At 72.7% G+C, this 14,542-nt stretch carries 4 protein-coding genes; 3 read left to right on the forward strand and 1 reads right to left on the reverse strand.

Annotation, left to right across the window (positions count from 1 at the left end):
• Positions 1 to 129: 129 nt before the first annotated feature.
• Positions 130 to 6,420 (reverse strand): Ig-like domain-containing protein, encoded by a 6,291-nt coding sequence (locus CLV40_RS16590; RefSeq protein ID WP_104479833.1) that lies wholly within the window; start codon positions 6,418 to 6,420, stop codon positions 130 to 132.
• 209 nt (positions 6,421 to 6,629) lie between these two features.
• Between CLV40_RS16590 and CLV40_RS16595 the strand changes: the two genes are divergently transcribed.
• The 3 genes from CLV40_RS16595 (at position 6,630) to CLV40_RS16605 (ending at position 14,333) form a co-directional block, all read left to right on the forward strand.
• Positions 6,630 to 7,025, forward strand: a complete 396-nt coding sequence (locus CLV40_RS16595; protein ID WP_104479834.1) for an ATP-binding protein — start codon at positions 6,630 to 6,632, stop codon at positions 7,023 to 7,025.
• Between the two features lie 163 nt (positions 7,026 to 7,188).
• Entirely contained in the window at positions 7,189 to 11,970 is a 4,782-nt protein-coding gene (locus tag CLV40_RS16600; protein WP_181043549.1) for a HAMP domain-containing protein, read from the forward strand.
• Positions 11,971 to 11,987: 17 nt separating this feature from the next.
• A complete protein-coding gene (locus CLV40_RS16605; protein ID WP_104479835.1) occupies positions 11,988 to 14,333 on the forward strand; it encodes a GAF domain-containing SpoIIE family protein phosphatase in 2,346 nt (781 codons plus the stop codon).
• Positions 14,334 to 14,542: the final 209 nt, after the last annotated feature.

The raw sequence follows: 14,542 nt of genomic DNA on the forward strand, positions 1-14,542 counted from the left end.
CGGCAGGGGGAGTGTGCCGTACGCCAACGGCGTTTGGCAAAGGAAAACCGCTGGTAGCGGCCCAACTCACCGCCACCGTCACGGCCCGGTCACCGGCCGGTCGAGCGGCGGTCGCGGCCCGCCCGCCGCTCACGTCCCGGACCGGTGGCGGAACCTGCGGCGGAGGAACGCGCCGAGAGCCACCAGGGCCAGACCCACCGCCGGGAGCGGTCCCGGCGCGGCACCGGTGTCGGGCAGGGCGGCCGGGGCGGGCGCGGGCAGGGTGGGCGGCGTGGCGGCGGGCGCGACGGTCACCGGGAGCCGCGCCTCGACCGGCGTGGCGGACATGACCGACACCTCCGCCGCGTCCGAGGTGGACCCGGTGACCGGGTCGGTGCCCCGGCACGAGTAGATGCCGTAGGGCAGCTGGGCCAGGGCGAACGCGCCGCCCGCGTCGGCGCGGGCGGACATCAGCACGTCGTCGGCGGTGCCGAGGACGTCGTCGAGGCCCGCCCACCGGCAGGTGACCTCGGCGGCGTCGATCGGGACCTGGGTGCCGCGCTCGAACACCGTGCCGCCGACCGCGCCCTTCCCGATACCCGCGAACCCGGCCACGACCGGCGCCGACGCCGACGCGTTCACCTGGACCGACCAGTCGGCCAACCCGTCGCTGTCGGAGGTGTAGGAGAACCCGGGGACCGCGACCGACGCCGACACCACGTACCCGCCCGGGGTCAGGTTGTCGAACTGGTACGTGCCGTCCGCGCCCGTCGTCGTGGTCGACACCACCGGCGCCACCGCCGCGGCCGCCGCGAGCGCGCTGCGCGGCGCCATCCGCGAACCGAACCCGTCACCCGGGAGCCGCGTGGCGGCGCGGACGGGTGCCGAGGTCAACGTCACCCTCACCCCCGGCAGCGGCCACTCCGTCGACTGGAACACCCCGTCGAGGTTGCGGTCGAACCAGACCGTGCCGGTCACCGACGACGTCGGTGTCGGTGTCGGCGCCGCCGTGGTGGTGGGCGGCGAGGTGAGGGTGACCGACGGGGCCGTGGTCGTGGGGGTCGGGTTGGTCGTCGCCGTCGGAGTCGGCGGTTGAGTGGTCGTTGTTGTCGTTGTCGACGTGGGCTCGGTGGTGGACTCCGACGTGGTCGGCGTCGTCGTGGACGTCTCCGTGGTCGGTCCGGTCGTCGTGGTGGTCGTCTCGGTTGTCGTCGTGGTCGGTTCAGTGGTTGTGGTGGTCGGTTCGGTTGTCGTAGTGGTGGGTTCGGTCGTGGTGGTCGTCGACTCGGTCGTGGTCGGTTCCGTTGTTGTAGTCGTGGGTTCGGTCGTGGTGGTGGTCGGTTCGGTTGTTGTCGTTGTGGTTTCCGTCGTTGTCGTCGGTTCGGTGGTCGTCGTCGACTCGGTGGTCGTGGTGCTGGTCGGTTCCGCGGTGGTCTCGGAGGTCGTCGTGGTGGTGTCGGTGGTAGTGGTCACCGATGTCGTCGTGTCGGTCGTCGTTGTGGTCGTAGTCGTGGTTTCGGTCGTGGTGTCCGATGTGGTCGTCTCGGTGGTCGTGTCCGCTGTCGTGGTTTCGGTTGTCGTGCTGTCGGTTGTGGTGGTGGGTGGGGTGGTGGGCAGCGGGGTCGAGGTGGTGCGCGCGGCGGTCAGTGGCTGCGCGGTGCCGGGTGAAGTCGCGGTCGCGGTGCCGGAACTGCCCCACGAACCCGAGTCCAGGTCGGGTTGGGTGATCGTGTGCGTGCCCGTGCAGGTCGCCTGCTGCCCCGGGACGGCCGTGGTCCGGTCGCAGGTCATCGTGGGCAGTGACCCCGTCACCCCCAACTGGGACAGGGTGGTGTTCCCGGTGTTGTCGAGCACGTAGGTCACCGTGATCACGTCGCCCACGGCGGGCGCCGTCGGGCTCCCGGTGGTGATCGCGGCGGTCGCGGTCACCTGGACCACCGGGACCCGCGCCAGCAGCGCCGTGTCCTGCGCCGATCCCGTCGCCGGGCCCGCCGTGCTGGACGCCGTCGCGTCCAGCCGCGACCCGACCTGCCCGGCGTCGACGTCGGACTGGGTGAGCGTGCGCGTGGTGGTGCACTGCGTGCTCGCCCCCACGGCCAGGGTCGTGGCCTGGCAGGCGTCGCCCCCGGTGAGGCCGGTGAGGGCGATGTTGCCGGTGTTGGTGACCGTCCACGTCCACGTGACCACGTCGCCCGCGCGCGGTTCCGATCCGGTGTCCGGTGTGGTCACCGTGACCGCCAGCGCGGGCGCGGGCACCGGCGCCGACACCGTGATGTCCACAGTGGACTCTACGGTCAGTCCGGATACCGGGTCGGTGAGCCGGTAGGTGAACCCGTCGGTGCCGGTGTAGCCGGAGTTCGGTGTGTAGGTGAAGTCGATGCCGTCGAAGTCCAGGTCGCCGTGCTCGGGCGCGGAACGGGGGGTGAGGTCGCAGCCCGCGCAGGTGCTGGTGGCAGGTGGCCGGAACGTCGCGGGGTTGTCCACGGCGACCGCGAGGGCGTACGGCACGGGGGTGACCAGGATCCGCACCTGCGCGGTGACCGACTGGCTGCCGTTGCCCGCCGTGTAGTCGAACGTGGCCAGGCCCGCGAAGTTCGCGGGCGGGACCCAGTCCACGTAGACGCCGTGCGCGCTGGAGGTGCCGTAGGTGGCGGCCGTGGCCGAGGTGACCGCGCAGCCGCCGCACGCGTCGTTGGCCAGCACGGTCAGGTTCGTCACCGACGCGCCCGCCGCGACCGTCAGGTAGTCGGGTCGGGCGTCGCTGACCACGACGGTCAGCGTGGCCGTGGCGGTCTGCGACGTGGCCGGGTCGGTCGCGGTGTAGACGGCCGTGGCGGTGCCGGACCACCCGACGCCGGGCTCGACCCTGATCCGCCCGCTGGTCACCGTGAACACCGCGTTGCCGGTGGTCGCGCCGACGCTCAGGGAGCACGCGGCGCAGTCGTCGTCGGCGAGCACGTCCACGACGATCGGGGCGCCGACCCCGGTGGTCGCGTCGTCGTCGCGGGCCACCGGGGACACCGTGACGGTGAGCGTCGTCGTGGCGTAGGCGCCGGTGGTCGGGTCGGTGGCGGTGTAGCGGACGGTGTCGACGCCGCTGAACCCCGGGTCGGGCCGGTAGGAGACCCGGTCGAGCACGTCGACCACGGCGGCGCCGTGCGCCGGGTCGGCCTCGATGGACACCGCGCACCCGGAGCAGGAGTCGTTGGCCAGCACCGCCACCGCGATCGGGGTGCGGCCCGGGGTGGTCGCCGTGTCGGCGGTCAGCGAGGGCGCGGCCAGCACCTCGACGGTCACCGTGCCGGTGGCGGTGTTGCCCGAGCCGTCGGTGGCTTCGTAGGTGAACGTCGCCGTGCCCGTCGCGGCCGGGGTGTAGGTGACCACGCCGCCCTGCCGGTTGACGCTGCCCGCCGTCGGCGTGCCCAGCGCGGTGATCGCGCAGTTCGCGCAGAGGTCGTTGACCAGCGGCAACACCGACACCGCCGTGCCCGCGACGGTCGTGGCCTGGTCCGGCTGGGCCTGCGGCGACACGGTGACGGTCACCTGGGCCGTGGTCGACGCGCCGCCCTGGGTGAGGGTGTACGGGAACGTGACGCGCCCGGAGAACCCCGCCGCCGGGGTGTACCGGATGCCCTGGCCGTTGATCGCCGCCGTCCCGGAGCCGGGTGTGCCGACGGAGGCGAGCGCGCAGCCGGTGCACGGGTCGTTGGTGCGCACCGCGATGTCCACCGGCGCGCCCGGCGTGGTGGAGGCCGTGTCGTCGACGGCGCCGCGCACGGTGATCCGCACGGTCGCGTCGGCGCTGGCCGACCCGGACACCGAGCTGGTGATGCGGTAGGTGAAGGAGAAGACACCGATCGAGGTGCCGGGGGTGTAGGTGAACGACCCGTCGGCGGCCAGGGTCGCCGTGCCCGAGGTCGGATCGGTGAGCTTGGTGCGGGTGCACGTGCTCGGGCAGGCGTCGTTGGTGGCGACGGTGCCGGACGCGTTCGAGCCGAGCAGGGTGGTCGCGTCGTCGTCCACGGCGGCCGGGCCGACGGTGGCGTTGACCGTGCCGGTGACCCGCAGGCCGCTCACCGGGTCGTACACGGTGTAGGTGAACGTGTCGGTGCCCGCGTACCCGGCGGCCGGGGTGAACGTGGCCGCCCCCGTCGACGCGTCGATCGACGCCGATCCGTGGGCGGGCGCCGAGGCCAGCGAGTACGCGCACCCCGTGCACGACCCGCCCGTGGGCAGGGCGACGGTGGCGGGCAGGCCGTAGGTGGTGCGCAGCGGGTTCGCCGGGGGTCCGACGAGCACGGTGACCGGGGTGGTGGAGCTGCCGCTGCTGCCGGTGATGCCGTAGGTGAACCCGTCCAGTCCCCACAGCCCGGTCGTGGGGGTGTAGGTGACGATGACCGTGCCGCCGCTGGAATAGGTGACCGTGCCTCGCGCCGCGCCCGTCCCGGCCTGTGGTTTGCAGCCGCCGGTGCAGCCGGGGTCGTTGGCCTTGACCGGGACGACGACCGCCGTGTTGGACGGGGTGGTGGCGAAGTCCGGGGCGAGGTCGGCGACGTAGATGGTGACCTGCGCGGTGGTGGTGTGGCTGGCGCTGTCGGTGGCCCGGTAGGTGAAGGTGACCGCTCCGGTGGCGTTGGAGGCCGGGACGTAGGTGAACGTGCCGTTGGTGGCCATGGTGACCGTGCCGCTGGGGGAGCCGTTGAGCGTGGGCCCGCTGACCAGGGTCGTGCTGACGGTGCAGCTGGTGCAGGCGTCGTTGGTCAGCACCGTCGACGCCGAGAGCGTGGCGTTCTTGCCGGTGCTGTAGGTGTCCTGCACGGCCGCGGGCAGCACCGACACGCGCACGGTCGCCGATCCGCTGGTGGTGCCGTCAGAGGCGGTGTAGGTGAAGTTGTACTTGCCGGACACGCCGGACGCGGGGGTGTAGGTGATCGTGCCGTTGGGGTTCAGGACCGCGGAGCCGCTGCCCGGGGTGCCGACGGCGGTGATCGTCAGCGGCAGGCCGGACGGCGCGGAGTCGTTGGCCAGCGCGTCGACGGTGGCCGGTGTCCCCGCGGCCGTGATCACGATGTCGTCGACCAGGTTGAGCGCGGCCGAGCTGGCCACCGTGACCGTCGCGGTGGCGGGCGCGGAGTCCGACACGTCCGCCGTGGTGTCCACAACGGACTCCCCGGCCCGGGCCGTGGCCGAGTTGGTCCGCGGCCCGGCCGTCGGGCCGTGCGCCAGCGAGTACGCCAGCCGCAGCGAACCCGCCGCAGGCACGGTCAGCGGGCCCGGCACCGTCAGCGTCCGACCCGAGATCTCCGGGTCGGCCGCCGCGCGGCCGTCGAGGGTGAGGCTGCCCGCCTGGAAGGTGGCGTCCTCGGGGATGGTGTCGGTGAGGTAGTCGACCGTGCGGGCGGTGTCGCCGGAGTTGGTCAGCCGCAGCGCGTAGGTCGCCGTCCCGCCACCGGCCGCCAGGATCCCGGTGCCGGGGGAGGTGAGCGCCTTCGCCAGCGTCAGCGGCGAGGTCGACGACACCACCGGCAGCGAGCCGCCCGCGATCCCGCCCGGGTCGGTGTGCTTCACCTGCGTGCCGCTGGCGATGTACTGGATCGGCTTGATCACCGCGGGGGACGCGGCCGGGCCGATCGCGCGGAAGGTGTAGCGGGCGGTGTAGGGCCGGTCCGGACCGCTGGCCCCCGAGAGGTACAGGCCGTCCACGTAGGTGACCTGCGGCGCGACGCCGTCGGGGGACACGCGCAGTTCGGTGCGCTCCAACCGCCACGCCGACGCCGGGAAGCCGCCCACCGCGTTCGGCGTGTACGACAGCACGCCCGGGTCGTTGCCGGGGCCCGCGCCGAGCGTGCCGGTGTGGCCGGTGACCGTCACGGTGACCACGTCGCCCAGCTTGGCCGTGCCCGCGGTCGAGGCGGTGACGCCGTCGACCTTGTTGGCCAGCGCCTTGATCGTGTCGACCACGTCCGCGTAGGTGAAGGTCCGCGCGCACAGCGCCGTCCCGGCACCGGGTGGTCCGTCGTGGACCGTCACCGTGTGGGTCTGCGGGGTCGTCGTCACACCGGTGGCGGTGAGCAGGAAGAACCGGGTCGCGGCGGTGCCGCCCGCGAAGTCCGGCAGGGAGACCGACGCGGGTTGCGCGGCGGCCAATCCCAGCACGCCGCCGGTGAACCCGCTCAACCCCAGCCACAGGCCCGTGCGCGCCGACGAGCCCGAGACCACCCGGTAGCCCGCGTAGCCGGAGAACAGCTGCGCCGAGCCGGAGTCGATGTGGAAGTGCGTGTCCTGCACCGCGACCACCGACGGTGTGCCGGAATCGCCGCACCGCGGCAGCGCGGCGGGCGCCGCGGCGGCGGGCAGGACGGCGCTCGTGGCCACGTGCAGCACCGCGAGCGCGGCGACCAGCAGCACGGCGAACGCCCGGCGCGTGGCGGACCCCGACATCGGCTCTCCTCCTGGGGTTTTCGCGAAACCAGACCCAGGGTGACCCGGCGGACCGACATTCACCGCCGCGCGGACGGCCCCCGCCATCGAGTTCACCCGACGTAGCGGCCGCGCTCACCCGCGCGAGGGATGCCACTACCCGCCGTGATCGGGAAGGAATGGTTGAACCAATCACGTGTGCGCGCGGCCGTCGCGGGAACTCCCCGGGCATGGACGCGCCCGAGCCCGCCGTGTTCTCGACGACCGTGCCCGCTCGCGCAGAGCAGTTGGCGCCACTACGGCGCACCCTGCGCGGCTGGCTAACCTCCCGGCGGGTACCGCGCCCGGTGCGCCACGACGTGGTCCTGGCCGCGCACGAGGCGGTCAGCGACGCCATCGACCAGGGCGGCGCCGACCGCGGCACCACCGTCACGCTGCACCTCGACCACGAGGTCCTCGTGCTCACCGCCGTCGACCACTTCACCTGGACCGCCACCGCCCACCCGACCCAGGCCGACCGCGGGCTGCGGGTCATCAGCCGCGTCGCCGAGCGCGTCGACCTCTCCGTCGACGACGACCGGGGTTCGCTGACCGCGTACTTCGCCGTGCGCGGTGACCGGCGCTGACCGGGGCCGACCGGCGGGAGCGGCCCGGCGGCCGTCCGGCGGACGAGAGGCGCCGCTGGTCGGTCTCACCTTCGCGGCGGAGCGCGGGTCCGGGCGCGAGTTGAGTACGGTGGCCCCGGACCCCTCCGCCGCGGGGCGGAACACCTGAGTCGAGGGACGGGCGATGAGCGAGGCGCGGCTGGAGGACGGTCCCGTCACCGGGAACGCTGGACGGGCCCCGGCGGTCGTCGGGGAACCGCAGCTGCGCCAGCTGCTGGCCGGTCTCACCGCGGTCCGCGACGGCGATTTCGGCACCCGCCTGCCCGACGACGCCGACGGCCTGCTCGGTGAGATCGCCACCGTGTTCAACGGCATGGTCGACCAGCTGTCCCTGTTCACCTCCGAGGTCACCCGCGTGGCGCGCGAGGTCGGCACCGAGGGACGACTCGGCGGGCAGGCCGACGTCAAGGGCGTGTCCGGCACCTGGCGCGACCTCACCGACTCCGTCAACGCCATGGCGGGCAACCTCACCACCCAGGTCCGCGACATCGCCCAGGTCGCCACTGCCGTGGCCAAGGGCGATCTGTCGCAGAAGATCGACGTCGACGCGCGCGGGGAGATCCTGGAGCTGAAGGAGACCGTCAACACGATGGTCGACCAGCTCCAGGCCTTCTCCTACGAGGTCACCCGGGTGGCCCGGGAGGTGGGCACCGAGGGGCGCCTGGGCGGTCAGGCCGACGTCAAGGGCGTGTCGGGGACGTGGAAGGACCTGACCGAGTCGGTGAACTTCATGGCCGACAACCTCACCGTCCAGGTCCGCAACATCGCCCAGGTCACCACGGCCGTGGCCCGCGGCGACCTGTCGCAGAAGATCACCGTGGACGCGCGAGGCGAGATCCTCGAGCTGAAAAGCACGATCAACACCATGGTCGATCAGCTCTCCGCCTTCGCCGACGAGGTCACCCGCGTGGCCCGCGAGGTCGGCAGCGAGGGGCGCCTGGGCGGGCAGGCGGAGGTGCCCGGGGTCGGCGGCACCTGGCGCGACCTCACCGACTCCGTCAACTTCATGGCGGGCAACCTGACCAACCAGGTCCGCAACATCGCCCAGGTCACCACGGCGGTGGCCGGGGGCGACCTGTCGCAGAAGATCACCGTGGACGCGCGAGGCGAGATCCTCGAGCTGAAGAACACGATCAACACCATGGTCGATCAGCTCTCCGCCTTCGCCGACGAGGTCACCCGCGTGGCCCGCGAGGTCGGCACCGAGGGCATCCTCGGTGGTCAGGCCGATGTGAAGGGCGTGTCCGGTACCTGGCGCGACCTCACCGACTCGGTGAACTTCATGGCGGGCAACCTCACCGCGCAGGTCCGCTCCATCGCCCAGGTCGCCACCGCGGTCGCGCGCGGCGACCTGACCCAGAACATCACCGTCGACGCCCGCGGCGAGATCTTCGAGCTGAAGAGCACCATCAACACGATGGTCGACCAGCTCTCGGCGTTCGCCGACGAGGTCACCCGGGTGGCGCGCGAGGTCGGCACCGAGGGGCGGCTCGGCGGTCAGGCCGACGTCAAGGGCGTGTCGGGGACGTGGAAGGACCTCACGGAGTCCGTCAACGTCATGGCCGACAACCTCACCGCGCAGGTCCGTTCCATCGCCCAGGTCACCACCGCGGTCGCGCGCGGCGACCTGTCGCAGAAGATCCGCGTCGACGCGCGCGGGGAGATCCTGGAGCTGAAGGAGACCATCAACACGATGGTCGACCAGCTCTCGGCGTTCGCCGACGAGGTCACCCGGGTGGCCCGCGAGGTCGGCACCGAGGGCAAGCTGGGTGGTCAGGCCACGGTGCGGGGCGTGTCCGGCACGTGGAAGGGCCTGACCGACAACGTCAACGTCATGGCCTCCAACCTCACCGGCCAGGTCAGCTCGATCGCCACGGTCGCCACCGCGGTCGCCCGCGGCGACCTGTCGCAGAAGATCATCGTCGACGCCAAGGGCGAGGTCGGCGCGCTCGCCGGGGTCATCAACGTCATGGTCGACACGCTCTCCGCGTTCGCCGACGAGGTCACCCGGGTGGCCCGCGAGGTCGGCACCGAGGGCATGCTCGGCGGCCAGGCCCGCGTGCCCAACGTCGCCGGGACCTGGAAGGACCTGACCGACAACGTCAACTCCATGGCGAACAACCTGACCAGCCAGGTCCGCAACATCGCCCAGGTCACCACCGCCGTCGCGCAGGGCGACCTGACCCGCAAGATCGACGTCGACGCCAGCGGCGAGATCCTGGAGCTCAAGACCACGATCAACACGATGGTCGACCGGCTCTCGTCCTTCGCCTCCGAGGTCACCCGCGTCGCCCGCGAGGTCGGCACCGAGGGGCGCCTCGGCGGCCAGGCCGAGGTCGAGGGCGTGTCCGGCACGTGGAAGCGGCTGACCGAGAACGTCAACGAGCTCGCCGGGAACCTCACCCGCCAGGTCCGGGCCATCGCCGAGGTCACCAGCGCGGTCGCCGAGGGCGACCTCACCCGGTCCATCAGCGTCGACGCCTCCGGCGAGGTCGCCGAGCTCAAGGACAACATCAACTCCATGGTGGAGTCGCTGCGCGAGACCACCCAGGCCAACCAGGAGCAGGACTGGCTCAAGTCCAACCTGGCCCGCATCTCCTCGCTCATGCAGGGCCACCGCGACCTGCACGTCGTCGCCGAGCTGGTGATGGACGAGCTGGTGCCGCTCGTCGGCGCCCAGTACGGCGGCTTCTACCTGGCCGAGGACGGCACCGGCCTGCGGCTCGTCGGCTCCTACGGCCACCCCGACACCCCCGGCGACCAGCGCTTCGCCAGCGGCCAGTCGCTCGTCGGGCAGGCCGCCCGCAGCAGGCGCACCATCGCCGTCGACGCCCTGCCGCCCGGCTACGTCCGGATCACCTCCGGCCTCGGCGGCGTCGACCCCTCCGCGCTGGTGGTGCTGCCGATCCTGGTCGAGGACCAGGTGCTCGGCGTCATCGAGCTCGCCTCGGTGCACCGGTTCACCCAGGTGCACCGCGCGTTCCTGGAACTGCTGATGGAAACCATCGGTGTCAACGTCAACACCATTGTCGCCAACGCCCGCACCGACGAGCTGCTCGAGGAGTCCCAGCGGCTCACCGGCGAGCTGCAGGCCCGCTCCGAGGAGCTGCAGATCCGGCAGGACGAGCTCCAGTCGTCCAACGCCGAGCTGGAGGAGAAGGCCGCGCTGCTGGCCGCGCAGAACCGCGACATCGAGACCAAGAACCTCGAGATCGAGCAGGCCCGCCAGGAACTCGAGACCCGCGCCCAGCAGCTCGCGCTCGCCTCGAAGTACAAGTCGGAGTTCCTGGCCAACATGAGCCACGAGCTGCGCACCCCGCTCAACAGCCTGCTCATCCTCGCCCAGCTGCTGGCCCAGAACCCCACCCGCAACCTCACCCCCAAGCAGGTCGAGTACGCCGGGATCATCCACTCCGCCGGGTCCGACCTGCTGCAGCTGATCAACGACATCCTCGACCTGTCCAAGGTCGAGGCGGGCAAGATGGACGTCACCCCCGAGCGCGTCCGGGTGCGGCAGCTGCTCGACTACGTCGAGGCCACCTTCCGGCCGCTGACCACGCAGAAGAGCCTCGGGTTCGGCATCACCACCGCCGCCGACGTGCCGTCGCACCTGCTCACCGACGACTCCCGGCTGCGGCAGGTGCTGCGCAACCTGCTGTCCAACGCCGTCAAGTTCACCGAGTCCGGCGAGGTCGAGCTCGTCGTCGACCTCGCCCGCGCCGACGAACTGCCCCCGCAGGCCGCCGAGTACGGGCCCATCGTGGCGTTCCGGGTCCGCGACACCGGCATCGGCATCGCCGAGGAGCAGCTCGGCTCCATCTTCGGCGCCTTCCAGCAGGCCGACGGCACCACCAGCCGCAAGTACGGCGGCACCGGGCTGGGTCTGTCGATCAGCCGCGAGATCGCGCACCTGCTCGGCGGCGCCATCACCGCCGAGTCCGCCCCCGGCCGCGGCAGCACCTTCACCCTCTACCTGCCGGTCACCCGACCCGACTTCGAGGCCCGCCCCACCGACGCCCCCGGCGACCACCCGCGGCACGAACCACCCGCCCCGGCCGAGGCCGCCCTGCCGCGCAGGCTGCTCGTCGTCGAGCAGCGCGCCCGGGGGCTGCTGTCGCTGGTCGCCGAGAGCGCCGTCATCGACGCCACCGGCACCGGCCCGGAGGACGGCCGCAGGCCCATCGAGGTCGTCACCGCCGTCGGCACCCGCGAGGCCGCCGCCGCGCTCGCCGGTGGTGCCTTCCACTGCGTCGCGCTCGAACTCGACCTGCCCGACGACGCCGCGATCCGGCTGCTGCGCGACATGGACGGCGACGCCGGACTGCGCGCCGTGCCCGTCCTCGCCTACAACAACCGCCGCCTCGACCCCGACCACGAGGCCGTCCTGCGCGGCCGCGGCGAGACCCACCGCGTCGAACTGCTGTCCAGTTTGGACGAACTGCGCGAGCGGATCGCCCTGCACCTGACCGCGGACGTGCCACCGCAGGTGCGCACCGGTGCGGCGGGCGCGCCCGCCGCGGAGATCGACGACCGGCTCGACGGCAAGGTCCTCGTGGTCGACGACGACGCCCGCAACGTCTTCGCCCTCACCAGCATCCTGGAGCTGCACGGGCTGCGCGTGCTGCACGCGGAGAACGGCAGGCGCGGCATCGAGATGCTCGTCGACCACGCCGACGTCGACCTGATCCTGATGGACGTCATGATGCCCGAGATGGACGGTTACGTCGCCACCGCCGCCATCCGGGCCATGCCCGCGCACGCCACCCTCCCGATCATCGCCGTCACCGCCAAGGCGATGCCCGGCGACCGCGAGAAGAGCCTGGCGTCCGGCGCCAACGACTACGTCACCAAACCGCTCGACGCCGACGACCTCATGGCCCGGGTCCGCCGGTGGCTCAACGGGTGACCCGGGGAGACAGCGGGATGGACACCACCGAAGGGGTCCGGGCCGACACCACCGGCAGGCTCGCCGCCACCGTCGACCGGCTGCGGGCCCGGGTGCGGGAGGCGCACGCCGCCGCCGACGGGCGCGCGTTGATCGAACTCGCCCGGGGCGTCCTGGTGGAACGGCTGCGCTGCGGGCCCTCGGCCGCCGCGGCGCAACTGGCGGCGTTGGCCCAGCAGGCCGGGCGGCCGCAGCTGGAACTCGCGGCCGACATCGTCGACCAGGCCTCCCGGGACACGCTCTCCGAGGCCGGGCGCCGGTTCCTCGACCACGTCATGGCCGAACCGCCGGACTCGCCGGAGAGCACACCGGTCACCGTTCGGCTGCGCACCGCGGAAAGCGGCGTGCTCTCCGCTACCGACACCCAGTCGGTGGCCCGGTCGCTGATGGAGCACGCGCTGGCGCCGCTGGGCGCGGTCGGTGTCGCGGTGTGGCTGGCTGGCCCGGACTCGTCGCTGACCCTGGCCGGGTGCGCGGGGTTCGCCGCCGACGAGGACCGGCGGTGGCGGTACGTGCCGCCCGGGGTGGCCGTCCCCGCGCGGCAGGCGCTGACCCAGCGGGGTCCGGTGTGGATCGAGTCGTTGGCGGAGGCCGGGATCCCGAGCATCGGGCAGCGCGGGGCGCCGGACGGCAGCCGGGCGGCGGTGCCCGCGGGGACCGGCGGGCGGATCCTCGGCGTGCTGGAGATCTGCTGGCCCGGTCGGGCCGAAGCGCCGAACCAGCAGCTGTGGCGGCAGATCGAGGCGTTGGCCGAGCTGTGCGCGCACACCCTCGACACCCCGAACTCGGGGCTGGTGCTGGAACCGGACGACTCGGTGGGGGAGTTGGTCGACCTCGCCGACAGCCTGCGCGACCCGACCCTGGTGCTGCGGCCGCACCTCGACGCGACGGGCGCGCTGGTCGACTTCCGCATCGAGCACGCCAACCCCCGGTTCCACGACCTGGGCGGGCGGCTGCGCGGCGAGGTCGTCGGCGGGTTCCTGCTGGAGGCGTACCCGCTGGTCGCCGAGCGCGGCGGGCTGTTCGAGCGGGTCGAGCGGGTCTGGGCGACCGGTGAGCCGTTCCGCGCCGAGCGGCTCGACCTGACCGCGCTGGTCGGGCAGGTGCCGCTGACCGCGGCGGCCGGGGTCGGGATCAGCAGGCACGGCGGCGCGGTGCTGCTGGTGTGGCACATCGAGGACGAGGCGGCGAAGCTGGCGAACCTGCTGCGCCACGCGCAGCGGCTGGGGCGGATCGGCGGGTTCGAGGAGAACCTGACCACCGGGGAGATCGCGTGGAACAGCGAGCTGTTCGCGCTCTACGGGCTGTCGGCCACGGCCGACCCGGTGCCGATCGAACAGCTCGCCCGGCACGCCCACCCCGACGACGCCGTGGCCATCGGCCGGTTCCTGCGCACCCTGCTGCACCACCGCCGCCCCGCGTCCACGGCGTTCCGGCTGCTGCGCTCCGACGGGGTCGCCCGGCACATCCGGGTGATCGCCGAACCGGTGCCCGAGGCGGCGTCCGTGGTGCGCGGGGCGTACCAGGACATCTCGGCGCAGCACTGGACCGAGGTCGCGTTGACGGCCACGCGGGAGCAACTGGAGCACAGCGAGCAGCAGTCGGCGGAACGCAACCGGCTGACGTTGCTGCTGCAGCACGCGATCATGCCGCCTGCCCAGAACACGCTGCGCGCCCCCCAACTCGACGTCGCCGTGCGCTACCGACCGGCGGAAAAGGAACACCTCGTCGGCGGCGACTGGTACGACGCGGTGGTCCTGCCGTCGGGGCAGATCCTGTTGTGCGTCGGCGACATCGCCGGACACGGCATCGAGTCCGCCACCAGCATGGTCGTCCTGCGCAACGCCCTGCGCGGCCTCACGGCGACGGGGGCGGGCCCGGCGCAGCTGCTGACCTGGCTCAACCTCGTCACCCGGCACCTCACCGACCGCGTCACCGCCACCGCCGTGTGTGCCCTGTACGACCCCCGCGACCGCACCCTGCGGTGGGCGCGAGCCGGACACCTACCACCGGTGCTCATCACCGAAGCGGGGGCACGCACCCTGCCGCTGATCCGCGGCCCCCTACTCGGCGGGCTGGCGGACCCGGATTACGAGGAAGGCGCCCTGACGGTCGCGGAGGGAGACGTCTTCCTCCTCTTCACCGACGGTCTCATCGAACGCAAGGACCGCACCGTGGAGGAATCCCTGGAACGCCTGCTGGCCACCGCGTCCCGCGAAGCCACCACCCTGGACCAACGCCTGGACCGCCTGCTGACCCACAGCAACTCCGACACCGACGACGACACCTGCATCGTCGGCTTCCAACTCCGCCGCCCCGACTGACTCGGCCGACCTCGATCAACCGGTCTCACACGGCCGCTGATCGCCTCGCCCGAGGCGAGGCTGCCCACGACAGCGGCCCAGCACCACAACCAGGGCAAGAGGTCGCTTGTCGTCACCGACGCGTGCTTCACGCCCTTGCCGCGCTGTAGCGCGAAAGCCCGCGGTCAGGTCCACTCGAAGCCCTCAGCCGGGGTGAGGTACGGGCCGGG

Source organism: Actinokineospora auranticolor (genome assembly GCF_002934265.1).
Taxonomy (GTDB): domain Bacteria; phylum Actinomycetota; class Actinomycetes; order Mycobacteriales; family Pseudonocardiaceae; genus Actinokineospora; species Actinokineospora auranticolor.

Coding starts and splice junctions, on each gene's coding strand:
- CLV40_RS16590 (WP_104479833.1), bottom strand. CDS start 6,420: ATGTCGGGGTCCGCCACGCGCCGGGCGTTCGCCGTGCTGCTGGTCGCC.
- CLV40_RS16595 (WP_104479834.1), top strand. CDS start 6,630: ATGGACGCGCCCGAGCCCGCCGTGTTCTCGACGACCGTGCCCGCTCGC.
- CLV40_RS16600 (WP_181043549.1), top strand. CDS start 7,189: ATGAGCGAGGCGCGGCTGGAGGACGGTCCCGTCACCGGGAACGCTGGA.
- CLV40_RS16605 (WP_104479835.1), top strand. CDS start 11,988: ATGGACACCACCGAAGGGGTCCGGGCCGACACCACCGGCAGGCTCGCC.